This is a genomic window from Mesorhizobium sp. M2A.F.Ca.ET.043.02.1.1, assembly GCF_003952405.1.
Classification (GTDB): domain Bacteria; phylum Pseudomonadota; class Alphaproteobacteria; order Rhizobiales; family Rhizobiaceae; genus Mesorhizobium.
Genome location: NZ_CP034445.1, coordinates 3,285,298 through 3,304,987 on the forward strand (window position 1 = coordinate 3,285,298; position 19,690 = coordinate 3,304,987).

At 63.9% G+C, this 19,690-nt stretch carries 17 protein-coding genes and 1 pseudogene; 7 read left to right on the top strand and 11 right to left on the bottom strand.

The features are described from left to right. Positions 1 to 1,099 precede the first annotated feature (1,099 nt). The 5 genes and pseudogenes from EJ068_RS15630 to EJ068_RS15650 form a co-directional block, all read right to left on the bottom strand. Positions 1,100 to 1,741, bottom strand: a pseudogene (locus EJ068_RS15630) (magnesium chelatase domain-containing protein); the annotation flags it as partial. Between the two features lie 306 nt (positions 1,742 to 2,047). Then, the gene (locus tag EJ068_RS15635) at positions 2,048 to 2,818 is read right to left on the bottom strand and encodes a glycosyltransferase family 8 protein (protein ID WP_127386476.1); all 771 of its coding nucleotides are present in this window, start codon (positions 2,816 to 2,818) and stop codon (positions 2,048 to 2,050) included. Between the two features lie 192 nt (positions 2,819 to 3,010). Next, a complete protein-coding gene (gene gshB / locus EJ068_RS15640; RefSeq protein ID WP_127252536.1) occupies positions 3,011 to 3,952 on the bottom strand; it encodes a glutathione synthase in 942 nt (313 codons plus the stop codon). A gap of 223 nt (positions 3,953 to 4,175) precedes the next feature. Beyond that, a complete protein-coding gene (locus tag EJ068_RS15645; RefSeq protein WP_127252542.1) occupies positions 4,176 to 4,550 on the bottom strand; it encodes a GtrA family protein in 375 nt (124 codons plus the stop codon). 11 nt (positions 4,551 to 4,561) lie between these two features. Continuing rightward, the gene (locus tag EJ068_RS15650) at positions 4,562 to 5,566 is read right to left on the bottom strand and encodes a glycosyltransferase (RefSeq protein WP_127252535.1); all 1,005 of its coding nucleotides are present in this window, start codon (positions 5,564 to 5,566) and stop codon (positions 4,562 to 4,564) included. Between the two features lie 126 nt (positions 5,567 to 5,692). Between EJ068_RS15650 and EJ068_RS15655 the strand changes: the two genes are divergently transcribed. The 7 genes from EJ068_RS15655 (at position 5,693) to EJ068_RS15685 (ending at position 13,751) form a co-directional block, all read left to right on the top strand. Further along, complete coding sequence (locus tag EJ068_RS15655; RefSeq protein WP_127252534.1) at positions 5,693 to 7,492, top strand: GtrA family protein; 1,800 nt, start codon at positions 5,693 to 5,695, stop codon at positions 7,490 to 7,492. A 245-nt stretch (positions 7,493 to 7,737) separates the two neighbouring features. Beyond that, the gene (locus EJ068_RS15660) at positions 7,738 to 9,087 is read left to right on the top strand and encodes an EAL domain-containing protein (RefSeq protein WP_126083626.1); all 1,350 of its coding nucleotides are present in this window, start codon (positions 7,738 to 7,740) and stop codon (positions 9,085 to 9,087) included. Positions 9,088 to 9,386: 299 nt separating this feature from the next. Continuing rightward, positions 9,387 to 10,154 carry an SDR family oxidoreductase gene (locus tag EJ068_RS15665; RefSeq protein ID WP_127252533.1) on the top strand — a complete coding sequence of 256 codons (768 nt, stop codon included), beginning with the start codon at positions 9,387 to 9,389 and terminating at the stop codon, positions 10,152 to 10,154. Then, positions 10,151 to 11,083: a 2-dehydro-3-deoxygalactonokinase gene (locus EJ068_RS15670; protein WP_245463433.1), complete on the top strand. Its 933-nt coding sequence runs from the start codon at positions 10,151 to 10,153 to the stop codon at positions 11,081 to 11,083. The genes EJ068_RS15665 and EJ068_RS15670 overlap by 4 nt, the downstream gene beginning before the upstream one ends. Continuing rightward, entirely contained in the window at positions 11,083 to 11,718 is a 636-nt protein-coding gene (locus EJ068_RS15675) for a 2-dehydro-3-deoxy-6-phosphogalactonate aldolase (protein ID WP_127252531.1), read from the top strand. The genes EJ068_RS15670 and EJ068_RS15675 overlap by 1 nt, the downstream gene beginning before the upstream one ends. Further along, the gene (locus EJ068_RS15680; protein WP_127252530.1) at positions 11,715 to 12,593 is read left to right on the top strand and encodes an SMP-30/gluconolactonase/LRE family protein; all 879 of its coding nucleotides are present in this window, start codon (positions 11,715 to 11,717) and stop codon (positions 12,591 to 12,593) included. Before EJ068_RS15675 ends, EJ068_RS15680 begins: the two co-directional genes overlap by 4 nt. A gap of 105 nt (positions 12,594 to 12,698) precedes the next feature. Beyond that, positions 12,699 to 13,751, top strand: a complete 1,053-nt coding sequence (locus EJ068_RS15685; protein ID WP_127386225.1) for a D-alanine:D-lactate ligase-like protein — start codon at positions 12,699 to 12,701, stop codon at positions 13,749 to 13,751. Here the strand turns inward: EJ068_RS15685 and EJ068_RS15690 are convergent. The 6 genes from EJ068_RS15690 to dnaK all read right to left on the bottom strand — a co-directional run bounded on the left by EJ068_RS15690 (position 13,748) and on the right by dnaK (position 19,643). Beyond that, entirely contained in the window at positions 13,748 to 14,035 is a 288-nt protein-coding gene (locus EJ068_RS15690) for a DUF1330 domain-containing protein (RefSeq protein ID WP_095769448.1), read from the bottom strand. The genes EJ068_RS15685 and EJ068_RS15690 overlap by 4 nt on opposite strands. A 173-nt stretch (positions 14,036 to 14,208) precedes the next feature. Continuing rightward, positions 14,209 to 14,892 (bottom strand): orotidine-5'-phosphate decarboxylase, encoded by a 684-nt coding sequence (gene pyrF, locus EJ068_RS15695; RefSeq protein WP_245463434.1) that lies wholly within the window; start codon positions 14,890 to 14,892, stop codon positions 14,209 to 14,211. Positions 14,893 to 14,915: 23 nt separating this feature from the next. Further along, positions 14,916 to 15,512: an NADPH-dependent FMN reductase gene (locus EJ068_RS15700; RefSeq protein WP_127251057.1), complete on the bottom strand. Its 597-nt coding sequence runs from the start codon at positions 15,510 to 15,512 to the stop codon at positions 14,916 to 14,918. Positions 15,513 to 15,627: 115 nt separating this feature from the next. Further along, positions 15,628 to 16,233 (bottom strand): phospholipid N-methyltransferase PmtA, encoded by a 606-nt coding sequence (pmtA, locus tag EJ068_RS15705; RefSeq protein WP_128315277.1) that lies wholly within the window; start codon positions 16,231 to 16,233, stop codon positions 15,628 to 15,630. 144 nt (positions 16,234 to 16,377) lie between these two features. Further along, a complete protein-coding gene (gene dnaJ, locus EJ068_RS15710) occupies positions 16,378 to 17,505 on the bottom strand; it encodes a molecular chaperone DnaJ (protein WP_042647343.1) in 1,128 nt (375 codons plus the stop codon). 221 nt (positions 17,506 to 17,726) lie between these two features. Then, positions 17,727 to 19,643 (bottom strand): molecular chaperone DnaK, encoded by a 1,917-nt coding sequence (gene dnaK, locus EJ068_RS15715; protein WP_126080143.1) that lies wholly within the window; start codon positions 19,641 to 19,643, stop codon positions 17,727 to 17,729. Between the last annotated feature and the right edge of the window lie 47 nt (positions 19,644 to 19,690).

Consider the following 19,690-nt stretch of genomic DNA (forward strand, 5'->3'; position numbering starts at 1 on the left):
TTCATCTCTCGAAGCGTCTTTCGTGAACTGTTTTAGGTTCTTTTATGAACCATATTCAGACCCTGTAAGAGATTGATTGTAATGGATTTCAGAACGGCAGCGGTTGCCAGCGGCCAGAAACTGACTCTAGAATGAAACTGATGGGGAAAGTATGTTTTTTCGATCGATCGATCGGAGACACACAATGGATAAAGTTCCTGACCTTGTGACCTTGTTGGCTCAGATGCCTATCGAGCATCTTCTCGGCCTAATCGCTCTGGCGGCTGTTGGGCTCGCAGCGTTCGCCATTCATGCGGTTAGCTCTCTTGCAAAGGATAGGGATCGGAAATGACTCCCAAGCTGGATTGGGTCAGGTTGCCCACGAACTGGATACGCGAGGGAAGGTTGAACGCTCTTAGCTGGGCGGGCGGTAACGGGGCAGGCAACACAGCGGCCCTGATGGTCCTGATCGCGATTGCACACACCACAGACCAGGAGGGTGAGGCGAGGGTAACCTATGACCAGCTCTGCTTGGCGACCGGGCTTAGTAGGGCGAAGGTGTCCGAGGGTCTAAAAATACTCGTCAGCAGGGACATCGTACGGCCTCGAACCAGCCGCAGCACATTCAGGTTGGTAGGTTTCGCGAAGGACCGAGGATGGGGCAAGCTGCCTGCCAAGCGGCTCTATACAGGGGAAGCAATCAGCGCCTTCAAGGATTTCACGCTCCGGAAGGCCGCACAATTGAATGCGCTCAAGGTATATCTGCTGATGGTAGCATTCAGAGACAATAAGGCGGGTGTTGCGCTCCTCAGCTACAAAAAAATCGCCCAGTTAGCCGGGATCGATCGGAACCGTGTCCGACAGGCGTTAGACCTGCTTGTGTGCAATAGCCTAATTCACATCGAAAGTTTCCAAACGCTGTCTGGCACCAGACCAAGCGTCTATCGCCTTATTGGCCTAGACCCATTTCTCCATAGGGGCACTCGAAGCGAGGAAAATCTGGAAGGCCTGTTCGCCGATTTGGTAGCCGAGGCGACGCAAAGCCCCGGGTTGCCCGTGTCCCCCGAGTGAGTTCGACTCCGCAAGCAATGCGTGTCGATGGGTCCTTTGCTATTGATATGAGGAGGTTGTGCCCGCCGGCGGCAGCCACTTCGACCGCCCGTTTGGCGCTCTCCTGGCCCTTGATGTCGGCGAGGTCCGGCAGGTCGCGCGCCGCAAGCTGGATGCCGGCTTCGGGCCGCGACAGCACCTGCGTGCCGCGAAAATGGTTGGCGACCGCGATCAGGCTGCGCGGCGCCAATATATCGAAATCCTTGCCGGCCCAGGCCGCTTCCGGTCCGCAGGCGAAGGGGCAGATCAGGCCCTTGCCTTCGGCATTGGCGCCGATCGCCGCCGGCAGCGCCCCGGCTACGCCGGCGATGGTGCCGTCGAGCGACAATTCGCCCAGCACCACATAGCCGGTGAGCATGTCGCCAGGGATAGCGCCGAGCGCCGCCATCAGCCCGAGCGCGATCGGCAGGTCGTAATGGCTACCTTCCTTGGGCAGGTCCGCCGGCGCGAGGTTCACCGTCACCTTCTTCGACGGCATCGACAGGCCGGATGCATGCAGCGCTGCCTGCACGCGCTCGCGGCTCTCGGCCACCGCCTTGTCCGGCAGGCCGACGATCTGCATGCCGACCTTGCCAGGCAAGACCATCACCTGGACATCGACCGGCAAGGCCTCGATGCCCTGGAAAGCCACCGTGCGAACCCGCGCCAGCATTTTTTAAGCCCCCGGATACCAGCTCGCATGACCTTGCGATCAGGCCGCGAGTGAAATCAGGCTAGACAACCACAGATTTTCGCTTTGGGCAAGAACATTACGAGAACGTCGGCAACTGCGCGTCTCGTTCCCGCGTGGCAGTCGAATGCTGCGGCGGCAACGGAACCTTCGAGAACATCTTACCCAGGCTTCGCAGATGTGGCTTGGTAAATCGACGGCGGTAGTAGTAGGTCGCCAGGGCGGAGGACCAGTATTTTCTGCGCAGCCCGATAAGGCCAAGGATCATCTTGCGCCTACGAGCGGATTTCAAAGCAGCGTCCCCTCCGGGATATCCGAACCCGACAGGGTTCTGTAGAAATTGAAAACATCGGCAAAAGGCACGCGCCTGTAGCGCCAGGGCTTGGCCGACCCTGCATAGTGGATCACCTTTGGAAGTCGCCGTTCGATTTCCACATAGCGCTCTGAAAAGAAATTCCATTCCCTGCCGAGGAAGAGAACTCGTCCGCGCACCACCGTGTTCAAGGCCGTCTGGTCGAGGTATCGCGACTTGGCGGTTTCACGAACCGTTGCAAAGACTCTGTCCGCAATGCCTTCCCTGCGCCAGGCGACGAGATTCATCACCAGAACGCCGGAATTGATATATTCATTCCGGGACATTTCGATGTCGTCGAGTTCCTCCTGCTCGACGAAGCCGTCAACCACGCCGGCGACCAAATTGTCGCCCAGGTCCGCCAACCAGAGGGCACCGAGATCGGACACCACCAGCGTATCCGCATCCAAATAGATGGCCTTGTCGCAATCAGGCAATATCTCGGGAATGAGTATTCGGGCATATGCGGCCGTCGTCAGCAGCTTGCCTCTTGTCGGCAGATCGGAAATCCGCTTGCCGTCCGCTTGCACCAACTGACAGTCAATTCCGTTTCGTTCGCAAAAACGGCGAAGCTCTATCACGCTCGCAGGCTCTATTCCTGCATCGATGACGACGAATTTCGCCTCGCGATTATGAATCCAGGCAGAAAAGATGAATAGAAAAAGCCCGGGCACAAAGTTATTGTCGCTTGCGGTGACAATTACCATGAAATTGCGAGCCTTGGAAAACGGGGAGTCAGGCCCAGTTGTGGATAGAGCGCGGGAGCATTTCCGGTCATAGGCAGCACATTGGCATCTCGCCCCCCAAAATAGTTCGTCGTCCACTGCAGGCGGAAGCCCCGTTACCTTATTCGGCGACACGACGGGCCCGATGGAACGCCGCCTGCATCGTGAAGAGAATTACCCCCGCTTCTCCTCCACGCAATCCCAGAACAGGGCCGCGATATCCGCCCCGCCAAAGCGCTTGACCTCGCGGATGCCGGTCGGCGAGGTGACGTTGATCTCGGTCATGTAGTCGCCGATCACGTCGATGCCGACGAGGATGAAGCCGCGTTCTTTCAGGGAAGGCCCGATGCGGGCGCAGATCTCGCGCTCGCGCTCCGTCAGCTCGGTCTTCTCGGCGCGGCCGCCGACATGCATGTTGGAGCGCGAATCGTGCTCGGCCGGCACGCGGTTGATGGCGCCGACCGGCTCGCCGTCGATCAGGATGATGCGCTTGTCGCCCTTGCGCACGTCCTTGAGGTAGCGCTGCACGATATAGGGTTCGCGGAACAGCTGGCCGAACATCTCGAGCAGCGAGGCGAGGTTGCGGTCGGCCTCGTGCAGGTGGAAGATGCCGGCGCCGCCATTGCCGTAGAGCGGCTTGACGATGATGTCCCCGAATTCCTTGCGGAAGGCCGCCACCTCATGGGGATCCTTGGTGATCAGCGTTTCCGGCATCAGGTCCGGGAATTCGGTGACGAAAATCTTTTCCGGGCTGTTGCGCACCCAGGCCGGATCGTTGACCACGAGCGTCTTCGGATGGATGCGCTCCAATATGTGTGTGGTGGTGATGTAGTTCATGTCGAAGGGTGGATCCTGCCTCAGCAGCACCACGTCCATCTCGGAGAGATCGGTGCGCACCTTCTCGCCCAGCGAATAATGGTTGCCCTTCTCGTCGCGCACCTGCATCTCCTCGACGCGCGCGAACACCTTGCCGTCCCGCATCGACAGCCGGTCGGGCGTGTAGTGGAAAAGCTTGTGGCCGCGCCGCTGCGCTTCCAGCGACACCGCGAAGCTGGTGTCGCCGGCGATCGACACGGTGGAGACATGGTCCATCTGGACGGCGATCTTGAGCGGCATTTTTCCTCTCCGGGGAAACTCAGCCGTCGATATAAGGAAATCGGCGGCTCCTGCCAATCGTGCTCGCTTGGTGCAGAAGCTTAGAGACCGTTTCGAAATTCGCTCTGGCGAGTCATATGGTGGTGGTTTTGAGAACCGGAGCGGAGCGGACTTCGCGTCCGTGAGCACCGGAAGCGGAGAAGCCGCCAACAGATGGCCGCCAGAGTGGAATTTCCAAGCGGTCTCAGCGGTCGAAGACCAGCCTGGAATAGCCCAGGAAGGACAGCGTCATGGCAACGATCGAGGCGATGACGAGCGCTGCCAGCGGCGGCAGGGCCGGCAGAGCGAGCAGGACGGCGCAGTAGACCAGATAGTTGACGATGCTGGTGGCGATGCCGACGCCGCCATAGCGGGCGCCTTCCTCAGCGATGCTCCGGCTCGACGGCGCGAAGGTCACATGGCGGTTGATCTGCCAGGTGACGCAGAGCGCGAAGCCGATCGACAGCACGCGCGCGGAAAGCGCGCCAAGCGGCGCGGCGGCAAGCAGCAGCCAGAGCGCCGCCGCATCCGCGGCGAAGCCGATGCCGCCGGCAAGAGTGAAGCGGATGAGGCGGCCCACTATGCCGCCCACTAGGCTGCCCGCGAAGCCTTGCCAGCTTCGCCCTTGGGCAATGCCTGCGCCGGTACCCCGCGCTCTGCCCGGCCTGAGGAAATCGACAGATAGAAGATGCGCTTCTGCTCGGCGCGGCCGCGCGATACCGAATCGAGGATCAGCCCGGTCATCATCGACAGCATGGCCAGAAGCAGCATGCCGATCGACAGCACCCAGGTCGGCATCCGCGGCACGAGACCCGTCTCGGCGAATTCGATGACCACCGGGATCATCAGGCCGATGCTGGCCGCCAGGAAGAACAGCGCGAAGGTGCCGAAGAAGCGCAGCGGCTGCGTCTCCTTCACCAGCATGGCGAACATCCACAGGATCCTGGCGCCGTCGCGGAAGGTCGACAGTTTCGACGACGAGCCCTCCGGGCGGCGGCCGTAATCGAGCGCCATCTCGCTCACCGGCAGCTTGAGCTGAGACGCATGCACCGACATCTCGGTCTCGATCTCGAAGCCGCCGGACACCGCCGGGAAGCTTTTGACGAAGCGGCGCGAAAATACCCGGTAGCCGGAGAAGATGTCGGTGAAATCGGTCCCGAACAGGCCTTTGTAGAGCCGGTTGAAGATGTGGTTGCCGAAGGCGTGGCCGTTGCGGCCGGCATCGTCGGTCACGCCGCGCCTGGTGCCCACCACCATGTCCGAGCGCTCGGTCTGCAGCACGTTGATCAGCTGCGGCGAGTCTTCCGGCGCATAGGTGCCGTCGCCGTCGGCCATCACATAGATGTCGGCATCAATGTCGGCGAACATGCGCCGCACCACATTGCCCTTGCCCTGGCGCGGCTCGCGCACGACGATGGCGCCGGCTGCTCGGGCCTTCAGCGCCGTGAGGTCCTTGGAATTGTTGTCGTAGACATAGACCGCGGCCGACGGCAGGGTCTCGCGGAAGCGCCGCACGACCTCGCCGATCGTGAGCTCCTCATTGTAGCAAGGCAGGAGCACGGCGATGACCGGCTCGTGGCGGACTGCATGCGGCATGTCTGTCTCCGGACGCCCGACCAGCCTCCGGCCGGCCTGATGCCGGTCCCGTCGAGCCGTTTTACTATTTATTGAAGCGGTTAAGGCTAGGTTTAAACCGATCCTCTCCCGTCAAAGGTCACGGCAATGGGCACAGCCGAGAACGGCGCCGCCGCGTGGAAATCCGACCTCGTGCTGGCGCTGCTTGTCACCCTGCTCGCGCTCGCCGCCGATGCGTGGGCCGGCTTTGGCCAACTGACTGCTGCCGGCGGCGACAACGACAATCTGCTGCGCCTCGTCGAGGTCCGCGACCTGCTTGCCGGTCAGGGCTGGTTCGACCTGCACCAGTATCGCATGGGGTTGGAAGGGGGCTTCGTCATGCACTGGTCCAGGCTGGTGGATGCGCCGATCGCCGCGATCGTGCTTGCCGCCTCGGCGCTGACCGGCAGCAGGCCGCTTGCCGAGGACGTGGCGCAGGTGCTGTGGCCGGCGCTGCTCTTCTGGTCGACCCTGTTCTTCACCGCTCGCGCCGCGCGCAGCTTCGGCGGCGCCGGCGCGGTGCTGCCCGCCATCCTGGTCGGCGGCGCCGGCTATTATTTTCTCGGCATTTATGACCCCGGCGCGCTCGATCACCACAACGTCCAGCTGATGCTCACCATGGCGAGCCTCGCTTTGCTGCTCGAGGCGCCTGCCTGGCGCTGGGCCGCGCTGTTGTCCGGCCTCTGCGCGGCGCTGACGCTCGCCGTCGGCATGGAAACCGTGCCTTACGTCGCCACCATCGGCGTCTGCGTGTCGCTGCTGTTCGTCGCCGATCCGAGCGGCGAGCGGACAATCGCCCGCGATTTTGGCCTCGGCTTCGCCGGCGTCGCGGCGCTTGTCTTCGCCACCACCATCCCGCCCTCCGCCTGGGACGTGGCTGAGTGCGATGCCTTCTCCGTCGCGCAGTTCGTCGTCGCGGCCATCGCCGGCGTCGGGCTGGCGGCGATCGCCTCTATCCGGGCCACAGCCGGCAGCCGGCAGCGCGGGCTGGCGTCGCTTGCCGCGCTGGGCCTCGTCCTCGGCGTGGTCGTGACGGCTCTGTTCCCGCAATGCCTCTCAGCCCCCTATGCCAATCTCGAACCACGCCTCAAGGAACTGTGGCTCGACCATATCGACGAGGCCCAGTCGCTGTTCACCCTGCTCGTCCATGATCCGGCGCGCGTTGCGGCGCGTTATGCGACGCCGCTGGTAGCGCTCATCCTGATGGCGCTGCCTTTGCGGCGCGGCGGCTGGCCGCGGCAGGACGGCCTCGTCGCGGCGCTGCTCGCCGTCTCCTTCGTGGTCGGCGCCTGGCAGCTGCGCGGCACCACCTTCTCGATCGCCTTCGCGGTCATTCCGCTGTCGGCCTGGATCGCGAAATGGCGGGCGCGGGCGGAGGCCGGCTCTTCGCCCGGCGTGGCGCTGCGCCTTGCGGCCGTCTGGCTGGTCTCGATCAACCCGGTCTGGACCGGCGTTGCCGCCGCCGCCTCGGTGGCGTTCGAAAAAGGACCGGCTGTCGCCGACCGCGGCGCGACGGACAAGGCCTGCCAGAAGAAGGCCACCTTCGCGCCGCTTGGCGGCATGACCGGCACGACCGTGCTTGCGATCTCCAATCTCGGCGCGCCGATCCTCGTCTATAGCGGCCACAAGGTCTTCGCTGGCCCCTATCACCGCAACGTCGCCGGCAATCTCCTGGCGCTGGACGCCTTTCTCGGCTCGGCCGATGACGCGCGGCGGATCGTCGAGGCGCATCGTGTCGGCCTCGTCGCCATCTGCCCCGGCAATGGCGAGAGCCGGACCCTGACCCAAAAGGCGCCGCAGGGCTTCCTGGCCGGGCTGCTGCGCGGCAGCGTGCCCGACTGGCTCGAGCCCGTCAGCGGGACCAAGGGCAGCCCGATCGAGCTCTATCGCGTCAGGCAAGCCGGTTAAAGGAAGCGCGAGCGGCGCGCGCGATCGCACGGCCGGAAGCGAACCTGGAAAGAGTATTCGACATCTATATTAGAAGTTTCGAATGAAAGAATATTTTGGAGCGGATCGGAAGTCCTTGTCCAAGGCTGAACCGTTGCCGGCGGCGCAAGCAACTCCTGGACGAAGGAAAATCGATTTTCCGATACTTTTCCTAAACGCTTTGGTGCCAGTCTGATGAGAAATACCGACATCAGAACAGGGACATGATGCAAACGACGTTTGGCACCGGTCAGCCAGGCAAGGAAAACACGGATCTGGCCTTCACGGATTCGTTGACCGGGCTCGGCAACCATCGTCGCTTCTTCGACAAGGTCGATCGCCTGATCAGCGACCGCGCCGACGATCCCGCGCCTTTCACCGTCGGCATCCTCGACCTCGACGGCTTCAAGCCGATCAACGACCTGTTCGGCCACAAGGCCGGCGACGACATCCTGATCCAAGTGGCGATGCGCCTGCGCGCCTCGATGGATGGCTATTCCACCGTCTGCCGAATCGGCGCCGACGAGTTCGCCTATCTCTACCCGATGGTGTTCTCCGAGGAGCAGGCGGCCGAGAAGTCGCGCATGCTGATCGAGATATTGTCGGCGCCCTATGACGTCGGCGAGCGCACCGCGAGGCTCTCGGCCTCGGTCGGCTGCTCGCTCTTCTATTCCGGCGACGAGACCACCGAGATCCTGATCAACAAGGCCGAGACCGCGCTTTATCACGCCAAGCGCTCGGGCCGCGGCCGCGTCGTCGTCTACACGCGCGAGATGGAGGAGGCGGCCAAGCGCGTTACCCGCATCGAGCAGGCGCTGCGCCGCGCCGTCTCGGCCGGCGAGGTGGAGCCGCATTTCCAGCCCATCGTCGATTTGAACAGCCGCCGCACCATCGGCTTCGAGACCCTGGCGCGCTGGACCGACCGCGACCTCGGCGTCGTGCCGCCATCCGTCTTCATCCCGATCGCCGAAGAACGCGGCATCATCGGTCCGCTGTCGCAGCTGGTGCTGCGCAAGGCGACGGAAGCGGCGCGCAGCTGGCCCAAGGATCTGTTCCTGTCCTTCAACCTGTCGCCCTCGCAGCTTGTCGACCAGAACACCGGCCTGCATATCCTGGCCATCCTCGAGCGCACCGGCTTCGACCCGCGCCGCCTGGAGATCGAGATCACCGAGACCGGCCTGATGAACGATCCGGCCTCGGCCGAGAAGATCGTCGAGGACCTGCGCCGCGTCGGCATCCGCGTCTCGCTCGACGATTTCGGCACCGGCCAGTCCTCGCTCGGCCGCCTGCGCGAGTTCCATTTCGATAAGCTCAAGATCGACCGCGCCTTCGTCTCCTCCATTCTCGACGACCGGCCCTCGGAGCACATCATCCGAGCGATCCTGGCCATGTGCGAGGGGCTCGGCATGGATGTCGTCGCCGAAGGCATCGAGGACGAGGCGCAGGCCGACCGCCTCGTCCAGTTCGGCTGCGCCGGCGGCCAGGGCTATCTGTTCGGCAAGCCGGCCGATGCCGACGCCACGCTCGGCTATCTGCGCGATTCCTATCGCGGCGCGCTGCATGCCAAGGCAATCTGACAAGGTCTGTTGATATTCAGGTGAGGCCGGCCTGCTAATGTCGGCTTCCTGCGCTTCCGGTGCTCACGTACTTTAAGTACGCTCCGCTCCGGTTCTCGGAACCCACCCAGTTTGGTCGCTTCGCGCCCGTCTTCGACTCCGACTCGGCCTGACCTGAATCTCAACAAACCTTGAGCAGCTTCCGGGGGACGGGGGTGCAGAGCTCATTTGTCGGACATAAGCTGCCGAATCCGCCTTTTCGCCCTTGCTCCCCGGCCCGGCGTGGCTAGGATGCGCGCCGGCCAAAGGGAGAAGAAATCATGATGCCATCGGCGCGGTTCGCCGACCTCGACGGCGCCTCGGTGCTGATCACCGGCGGCGGCTCCGGCATCGGCGCGGCGCTGACCGAAGGTTTCATGCGGCAGAACGCTAAAGTCGCCTTCATCGACATCGCCGAGAGCCCAAGCACGGCCCTGGCCGACCGGCTGGAGAAGGAGCTGGGCCGCCGCCCGCTCTATCTCAAGGCCGACCTGCGCGACATCGCGGCGCTGCGCGCCGCCGCGGCCAAGGCGGCTGAAGCGCATGGCGATGTCACCGTTTTGGTCAACAACGGCGCGCTCGACGACCGCCACGCCGTGGAAGACGTCACCGTCGAGTTCTGGGACAACAATCTCGCCATCAACCTGCGGCCGCATTTCTTCACTGCCCAGGCGGTGGCGCCCGGCATGAAACGCGCCGGCGGCGGCTCGATCATCAACTTCACCTCCACCTCCTATCTGATCAACCATCCCGACATGCCGGCCTACACAGCGGCCAAGGCAGGCATACTCGGCCTGACCAAAGGCCTTGCGGGTAAGCTCGGCGCCGACCGCATCCGCATCAACGCGGTGGCGCCAGGCTGGGTCATCACCGAGCGCCAGCGCGAGCTCTGGGTCACGGATGACGGGCTCGCCGCCCATATCGCCAAGCAATGCATCAAGGACGTCATGCAGCCCGACGACATGGTGGGCACGGTGCTGTTCCTGGCGTCGGACGCCTCGCGCATGCTGACCGCCCAGATGCTGATCGTCGACGGAGGCTTCCTGTGAGTTCGGCACCGGCGGTTGCTGCGCTCGACTGGGGCACGACCAGGCTGCGGGCCTGGCTGCTCGACAATACCGGCAAGGTGCTTGCCGAGCGGCGCGGCGACGACGGGCTGATCACCGCCCGCGAAAAAGGTTTTGCCAAGGTGCTGGAAGGCCATCTCAACGCCATGGGCGCGCCGGACACGCTGCCGGTCGTCATCTGCGGGATGGCCGGCTCGCGGCAGGGCTGGATCGAGGCGCCTTATGTCACCGTGCCGGCGCCGATCGGCGCGATCTTGCGCGGCGCCGCCCGCATCGAGGGCTCGCGCCGCGACATCCGCATCGTGCCCGGCCTCGCGCAGCGCCTGGCCGACGCGCCGGATGTCATGCGCGGCGAGGAAACCCAGCTTGCCGGCGCCGGTTTGCCGGCAAAGGGGCGCCATCTCGTCTGCATGCCGGGCACCCATTCAAAATGGGTTTCGGTCCAGGACGGTACCGTCGAAGGTTTCGGCACCTGGCCGACCGGCGAATTGTTTTCCGTCTTGGCTACGCACTCGATCCTGAAACATTCGCTGGGCGAGCATCCCGCTCCGGTCGCCGCCGACAGCCCGTTCTTCCGGCAATGGTGCGAGCGGGCCCTGGGCGAGGGCGGCGACGTGACCTCGAAGCTGTTCGCCATCCGCGCCGCCGGGCTTCTGCAGGATTTGAAGCCCGCCGACGCGGCGGCATGCCTGTCCGGACTTTTGATCGGCGGCGAGATCGCCTCGGCGAGGCGCCGCTATGGCGCCGGCGAAGCGCTGGTGGTGCTGGTCGCCTCGGGCGCGCTGGCTACGCTCTACGGTTCCGCCCTTGGTTTTGCCGGCCTTGCCTTCCGCACCGTCGACGCCGATGAAGCGGTGCGCGCCGGCCTTGTCGAGGCCGCGCGCGAGAACGGCATGATTGGAGGCGCTTGATGAGCCAGACCGCACCCTTCCCGAAGCTCAGGCGCGGCCTTGTCGCCATCCTGCGCGGCCTGAAGCCGTCCGAGGCGGTGGCGATCGGCAAGGCGATCCATGACGCCGGCATCGAGGCAATCGAAGTGCCGCTCAATTCGCCGGAGCCGTTCGTCTCCATCGCCGATCTGGTCAAGGCGCTGCCGCAAACCGCGCTGATCGGCGCCGGCACGGTGCTGACGGCGGCGCACGTCGACGCCTTGCACAAGGCTGGCGGTCGCCTGCTGGTCAGCCCCAACATCGATGCCGAGGTCATGGGCCGCGCCATGCAGCACGGCATGGTGACGATGCCTGGCGTGTTCACGCCCACGGAAGCCTTCCAGGCGATCCGGCTCGGCGCCTCGGCGCTGAAATTCTTCCCGGCGAGCGTACTTGGAGCGAGCGGCATCGCGGCGATCCGCGCCGTGCTGCCGGCAGCGACGCTGATCGGCGCGGTCGGCGGCGTCTCCGACAAGGATTTTGCCGGCTACAAGGCGGTCGGCGTCAGCGTCTTCGGTCTTGGATCCAGTCTCTACAAGCCGGGCGCGACGGTTGAGGACGTGGCGCGGCGCGCCAGCGCCGCGGTCGCCGCCTGGGATGAAGCTTTCGGAGGATGACAATGGACGGCGTTTCGGTTTTTTCCGACCACATCTGCGAGCTCGGCGAAGGCCCGAGCTACGATCCCGCCACCGACACGCTGTTCTGGTTCGACATCGTCAACGGCAAGCTTCTGGAAAAGCCGCTCGCCGGCGCGCTGAAGGTGCATGACCTCGGCGTCATGGCCAGCGCCATCGCCGTCATCGACGCCGATCGCCAGCTCATCGCCACCGAGATCGGCCTGCAGGTCCGCGACGTGAAAACCGGCAGGCTGACGCTGCACACGCCGATCGAGGCCGACAATCCGGTGACGCGATCCAACGATTCCCGCGTCCATCCCTGCGGCGCGCTGTGGACCGGCACGATGGGCAAGGGCGAGGAGAAGGGCGCGGGCTCGATCTACTGGTTCTTCAAGGGCGAATTGCGCCGGCTGTTTTCCGGCATCACCGTCTCGAACTCGATCTGTTTTTCCCAGGACGGCACGATTGCCTACTACACCGACACAGCGACCGGGCTGCTGATGCGCGTCGCCTGCGATCCGGCGACCGGCCTGCCGGCCGGCGAAGTGAAGGTGTTCGTCGATCATCGCTCCTCGAAAGGCTATATCGACGGTTCGGTCGTCGACCGCGACGGGGTTCTGTGGAACGCCGTCTGGGGCGGCAAGGCGGTGAAGGCCTATGCGCCGGACGGCACGCTGCTGCGCGAGATCGCCATGCCGGTGACGCAGGCTTCCTGCCCCGCCTTTGTCGGCGCGAAAGCCGATCGCCTCGCCGTGACCTCGGCCTGGAGCGGCAAGGACGAAAAACAGCGCGCTCTCGATCCGCAAGCCGGCATGACCTTCCTGCTCGATATCCCGGTCAACGGCCGCTTCGAGCCACGCGTGCTGATCGCATAAGACGGTTGAACAGTATCAGGCAATCGCCTTTAGGCCGGTCGGTTTCCCGCAAGCCGGCCGCTGCGGCCATGCGATGGTAGCGCCTGATTTCGCCCGGAGCATTCGATGCCGCAGCCGACCCTCATCCTCGTCTACGAGCCGGAAAAGGCCTGCCTCGACCGCCTGTCCGCCGACGGATACCCGGCGGATCGTGTCCTGGAAATTTCGTCCTATCTGGCGCAGTCGACCGACCTTGCGCCCGAATTCGACTTGCTCGCCGCCGCCTGCGAGAAGCGCGGTCTCGCTTTCAAGCCTGTCGAGCTCGACGACGCGGCGCCGGTTCTGGCAAAGGCCGATCCCGCAACAACGCTGGTCTGGACGCTGACCGACGGCATTGCCTATTTCCGTGGCGGCGCTTCACCGGCGCTCGCCCGCCTCAATGGCCTGCGCACCATCGGCGCCGACGATTCGCTGTTCGCGCTCTGCCAGGACAAGTTCCGCTGCGGCGCCGTGCTCTGCGCGCTCGGCCTGCCGGTGCCGCAAGCCGGCCTTGCCCGCAACGGCGAATGGCTGGTCGAGCCGCCGGCCTCGCCCAAGGGCTGGTTCGTCAAGCCGAACCGGCTCGGCGCCAAGATCGGCATCTGGCCGGATTCGCGCATTGCCGACCTCGGCCATGCGCTGGACCTTAGCCGGCGCGTCTTTTCCCATTACCGCGACGACGTCGTCGTCCAGCCCTATGTCGCCGGCCGCAATGTGCGCGCGAGCTTCCTTGGGCTGAAGCCCGAAACCGGCGTCGAAGCGCTTGGCATCTTCTTCGTCGATTCCGGCGGCGACTTCCAGACCATGGCCGACTCGATGGCGCTTTATGGCGACACCGGCCAGGCCGCGAAGGATGCGGGCACCTATGTCGAGCCGGAGCTGGAGGCTGTCGGCGCCAGCCAGCCGGCGGCGGATCGAAAAATCCGCGCCATCGCGCAAAAACTGATAAGCGGTCTCGGCCTGAAAGATGTCTTTTCCGTCGACTTTAGGGTCGAGGCCGACGACACCGTCCATCTCATCGAATTCGAGGTCTGCCCCGGCCTGCCTTGCTTCGATTTTCGCGACTATTGCCGCAGGGAATGGGGCATGAGCCTCGCGGATGCGATGGCCGAGACGGCGGCCAATAGGCTCTTTCGCTAAACGCCCTCGACCAGCACGATCTCGCCGTCGGCCACTTTCTGGCGAATGGCGGCGGCGCGCTGGTATTCCGGCGAGTGGTAGCAGTCATGCGCCACGGCCAGCGATTCGAACTCGATGATGACGTTGCGGGCGCGGCCCGGCCCTTCGGCCTTTTCATGCTCGCCGCCGCGCGCCAGGAATTTCGCGCCGAAGCGATCGAAGGCGAGCTTCGCGGCGGCGACATAATCCTTGTATCCCTCGGCGTCGCGCACATCGACGCGAGCGATCCAATATCCCTTGGGCATTGCGTTCCTCCTGTTTGCGCGCACGGAGCGAGGACCGGTTCCGAAAGTCGCTCCGGTGAGGCAGCTGGTGGTTTTTTCGAGAACCGGAGCGGAGCGTACTTAAAGTACGTGAGTACCGGAAGCGCAGAAAACGCCGCCAGATGACCGCCGGAGTAGAGTTTCAGAACCGGTCCTCAGGCCGACTGCATCTCGGCGATTATCGCCTCAGCCGCGGCGCGGCGGTCCGGCGCCTTGACGATCGGCCGGCCGACGACGAGATGGCTGGCGCCGTTGCGGATCGCCTGCGCCGGCGTCACCACGCGTTTCTGGTCGCCATGGTCGCTGCCCGACGGGCGGATGCCCGGCGTCACCACCGCCAGGTCGGGGCCGACGATGCGGCGCACCGCTTCGGCCTCTTCCGCCGAGCAGACGATGCCGCCCATGCCGGCATGCAGCGCCTGTTCGGAGCGCCTGAGCACCAGCGTGTGCGGGTCGTATTCATAGCCGGCGTCGATCATGTCCTGCTCGTCCATCGAGGTCAGCACCGTCACACCAAGCAGGCACAGATCGCTGCCTTTGGCCGCCTCGACAGCCGCTCTCATCGTTTTGGGATAGGCATGCAGCGTCAGCATCGAGACACCCATTTTGACGATGTTCTCCACGCCCTTGGCCACGGTGTTGTCGATGTCGAGCAGCTTCATGTCGAGGAACACTTTGGTGCCGCCGCTGGCGAGCTCCCGCGCGAAGTCCAGTCCGCCGGCGAAGGCCAGCTGGTAGCCGATCTTGTAGAAGGAAACGGCGCCTTCGAGCTCGCGCACCGCTTTCTCGGCCTCGCTCAGCGTCGGCAGGTCGAGCCCGACGATCAAACGGTCCCGCATCGTGTCTGCCTCCGCGAAATTGATCACGCCTCGATCCGGGTCGACAGCATGCGCGAGGTTTCCATCAGTGTACGGCATAGGCGCTCCATCGATTGGTGTAGTCTGGCGTCCCTGAATTGTCCGTCCTCGGCGAAGGCTTCGTCGGCCTCGGAGACCGAGCATTCCGGCGTGATCACCTCCATCTGGCAGCGCACCAGCACCGCGCGCAGATGGTTGATGCAGCGTATGCCGGCGAATTTGCCCTCCGACGACGAGCAGAGCCCGACCGGCTTGCCGGCAAGCGGCCTGAAGGTGCGGCTGCCCTCACGCCGTATCCGGCTCACCCAGTCGATCGCGTTCTTCAGCAATGGCGGGATCGAGCCGTTATATTCGGGCGTCGCGATCAAAAGTCCATCATGCATGGCGATCTGACGCCCGAGCCTGAGCGCGTTCTCGGGGATGCCTTTTTCCTTTTCCAGGTCCTCGTCCATGATCGGCAGCGGATAGTCGCCAAGCGAGATGCGCGTCACTTCCGCGCCCTGCACGGCCAATTCCTTCTGCGCCACATCGGCGGTCCGGCCGCTATAGGCGCCGGTCCGGACCGAGCCGGCGAAGACGAGGATTCGTGGGATCACTGCCATGGGCCTGCTTCGCTAAGGGAGTAGGGGAGTAAGGGAATAGGGCAGTAGGGATAGTGCGGAAACTGAACGTTCATTCCCTATTTCCCTACTGCCTTTCTCCCCTACTCCCTTAACCCTAATGCGCCGCGCGGCGATAGATCCACAGCTGCGTCGGCGGGATGTTGCGGAAGATGAAATCGAAATGCTCGACGGTGTAGTCGCCGCGCCCCGCCGGGATCGGCGACAGCGGGCCGTAGGTCAGCTGCACGATCGGCCGTCCGGCGGGAATGCGGTCGAGCAGGCTTTCGATATAGGCGATGCGCTGGGCGACCGGGAAATTGAGCAGCGGCACGCCGGAGACGACCGAATCGAACACCATGTCGCGCTTCTCGCCGAGCGTGGCATTTAGATTGAAGGCGTCGCCCTCGATCACGTTGACGCCGGGATAGAGCCCGCGCAGATGCCGCACGAAGTCGGTCGAATATTCGACCGCGTAGAGATTTTCCGGCTTCACGCCCAGGGCGAGGATGGCGCGGGTGATGACGCCGGTGCCTGGCCCCACTTCAAGCACGGGCAGGCCAGATCTCGGATTGACGATCGAGGCCATCTTGCGGGCGGTGACGGAACTGGTGGGGACGATCGAGCCGACCGTTTTCGGCTTGTCGATCCAGCCTTTGAAGAACTTCAGCTCGTCGTCGAATTTTTCCGCCAGCGCTTTGCGCAATCCGGGACTACGTGCCATCAGAGCTCTCCTCAATGCTCGCCCCCCGATCCGCTACTTAGCAGGTGGGTGGGACAAGGCAAGGCGTCAAGCTGGCATAAGATGTTGATGACGCTTGGGAAGCGGATCGCCCTCCCAGGCCGTGCGCAATGCGGCGCGTGACGATCAGTTTTCGCCGAACGACTCGAAAAAGTCCTTCATGCGGGCGAAGAAGCCGCTCGACTGAGGCGAATTGTCCTTTGAGGAGAGCTGCTCGAACTCTTCCAGCAATTCGCGCTGGCGGCGCGAAAGATTCTGCGGCGTCTCGACCGCCGTCTGGATGTAGAGGTCGCCGACATTGGGCTGGCGCAGCACCGGCATGCCCTTGCCCTTGAGGCGGAACTGGCGGCCGTTCTGCGTGCCTTCCGGCACTTTCACCTTGGTCTGCGTGCCGTCGAGCGTGGTGACCTCGAAGGAGCCGCCAAGGGCGGCCGTCGTCATCGAGATCGGCACCTTGCAATAAAGGTCGGCGCCGTCGCGCTGGAAGAATTCGTGCGGCTTCACCGCCAGGAAGATGTAAAGGTCGCCGGACGGTCCGCCGCGCAAGCCCGCCTCGCCCTCATTGGCAAGCCGGATGCGGGTGCCGTCCTCGATGCCGGCCGGGATGTTGACCGACAGCGAGCGCTCCTCGGTGACGCGGCCCTGTCCAGCGCATTTCGGGCAAGGGTCCTTGATCGTCTGGCCGCGGCCCTGGCATTGCGGGCAGGTGCGCTCGATCGAGAAGAAGCCTTGCGTGGCGCGCACCTTGCCGTGGCCGTGGCACATCGAGCAGGTCACCGGCTGCGTGCCGGGCTTGGCGCCGCTGCCGGAGCATTCCGAGCAGGAAATGGAAGCCGGCACGTGGATCTGCGCGGTCTTGCCGGAAAAGGCCTCTTCCAGCGTGATTTCCATGTTGTAGCGCAGGTCGGCGCCGCGTTCGCGGCCGCCCGACGAGCGGCGCTGGCGGCCACCCATCATGTCGCCGAAAATATCCTCGAAGATGTCCGCGAAACCGCCGGCGCCGAAGCCGTGCGCGGCGCCGTTCATGCCGCCCTCGAAAGCGGCGTGGCCGAAGCGGTCATAGGCGGCGCGCTTCTGCGGGTCCTTCAGCGTCTCGTAGGCTTCGTTGATTTCCTTGAACTTGTGCTCGCAGGCATGGTCGCCGGGGTTGCGGTCGGGATGGAACTGCATGGCGAGCTTGCGAAAAGCGCTCTTGAGTTCCTTTTCGTCGGCGCCTTTTTGCACGCCCAGCGTTTCGTAGAAATCAGCTTTCATTTTTTCCCGCTGTCCGGATGCTCAATGTCTTCAAGCATTGTTGGCGACGTTTGCCGGCATGGCCTTGGATTTAGGAGCGATGTTTCCCGGATGCTAGTACCAAGCAGGCTAGCTCCGGTTTTTTCCGTCACTTTTTCAAGCAGGCCCGTACTTTTTCAACGAAGGTTGCAAAAAAGCCCGGCTTTGCGCCGGGCTTTTGCACTTAATCGCCGTCAGCCGGCTCAAGCCGACTTCTTCTTGTCGTCGTCTTCGTCGATTTCCTCGAAGTCGGCGTCGACCACGTCCGAATCCTTGGCGGCATCCGCCTTGGCGTCGGCTTCGGCCGCTTCCTTCTGCGAGGCCTCGTACATGGCCTGGCCGAGCTTCATCGACACTTCGGCGAGCGACTGCGACTTGGCCTCGATATCGGCCGGATCGTCGCCTTCGGCCGCGGTCTTCAGCGCGGCGATGGCATCGGAGATCGCGGTGCGATCAGCATCCGAGACCTTGTCGCCATAATCCTTCAGCGACTTCTCGGACGAATGCACCAGCGCCTCGGCCTGGTTGCGGGCCTCGACGAGAGCACGGCGCTTCTTGTCGGCGTCGGCATTGGCCTCGGCGTCCTTCACCATCTTCTCGATGTCGGCGTCGGACAGGCCGCCCGAAGCCTGGATGCGGATCTGGTGCTCCTTGCCGGTGCCCTTGTCCTTGGCCGAAACGTTGACGATGCCGTTGGCGTCGATGTCGAAGGTGACCTCGATCTGCGGCACGCCGCGCGGCGCCGGCGGGATGCCGACCAGGTCGAACTGGCCAAGCAGCTTGTTGTCCGCCGCCATTTCGCGCTCGCCCTGGAAGACGCGGATCGTCACCGCCGACTGAGAATCCTCGGCGGTCGAGAAGGTCTGGCTCTTCTTGGTCGGGATCGTCGTGTTGCGCTCGATCAGTCGGGTGAACACGCCACCCAGCGTCTCGATGCCCAGCGACAGCGGCGTCACATCGAGCAACAGCACGTCCTTGACGTCGCCCTGCAGCACGCCGGCCTGGATGGCGGCGCCGAGCGCAACGACCTCATCCGGATTGACGCCCTTGTGCGGCTCCTTGCCGAAGAACTGCTTCACGATCTCCTGGATCTTGGGCATGCGGGTCATGCCGCCGACCAGCACCACTTCGTCGATCTCGGCAGCCTTCAGGCCAGCATCCTTGAGCGCCGCCTTGCAGGGCTCGATCGTGCGCTGGACGAGGTCGTCGACCAGCTGCTCGAACTTCGCCCGGGTGAGCTTCATCGTCAGGTGCTTCGGGCCGGTGGCGTCGGCGGTGATGAAGGGAAGGTTGATCTCGGTCTGCGTCGTCGACGACAGCTCGATCTTGGCCTTCTCGGCCGCTTCCTTCAGACGCTGCAGCGCCAGCTTGTCGGCCTTGAGGTCGATGCCCTGTTCCTTCTTGAACTCGGCCGCCAGATATTCGACGAGCCGCATGTCGAAATCCTCGCCGCCGAGGAAGGTGTCGCCATTGGTCGACTTCACCTCGAACACGCCGTCGCCGATTTCGAGCACGGAAATATCGAAGGTGCCGCCGCCAAGGTCATAGACGGCGATGGTCTTTCCGTCCTTCTTCTCCAGGCCGTAGGCAAGGGCTGCGGCCGTCGGCTCGTTGATGATGCGCAGCACCTCAAGGCCGGCGATCCTGCCGGCGTCCTTGGTCGCCTGGCGCTGGGCGTCGTTGAAATAGGCCGGAACGGTGATGACCGCCTTCTCGACCTTCTCGCCGAGATAGGCTTCCGCCGTCTCCTTCATCTTCTGCAGGATCATGGCCGAGATCTGGCTGGGCGACTGCTTCTTGCCGCCGGCCTCGACCCAGGCGTCGCCATTGTCGCCCTTGACGATCTTGTAGGGGACAAGCTTCTTGTCCTTCTCCGTCACCGGGTCGTCATAGCGGCGGCCGATCAGGCGCTTGACCGCGAAGATGGTGTTTTCAGGATTGGTGACCGCCTGGCGCTTGGCCGGCTGGCCAACGAGGCGTTCGCCGTCATTCGAGATGGCGACGATGGAAGGCGTCGTGCGCGCGCCCTCAGCATTCTCGATCACCTTGGGGTCCTTGCCATCCATGATGGCGATGCAGGAATTGGTGGTGCCGAGATCGATACCGATAACTTTTGCCATTGTTCTAGTCTCTCCTCTAAGCAGGCTCTCAGGACCCTTCAAAAGGC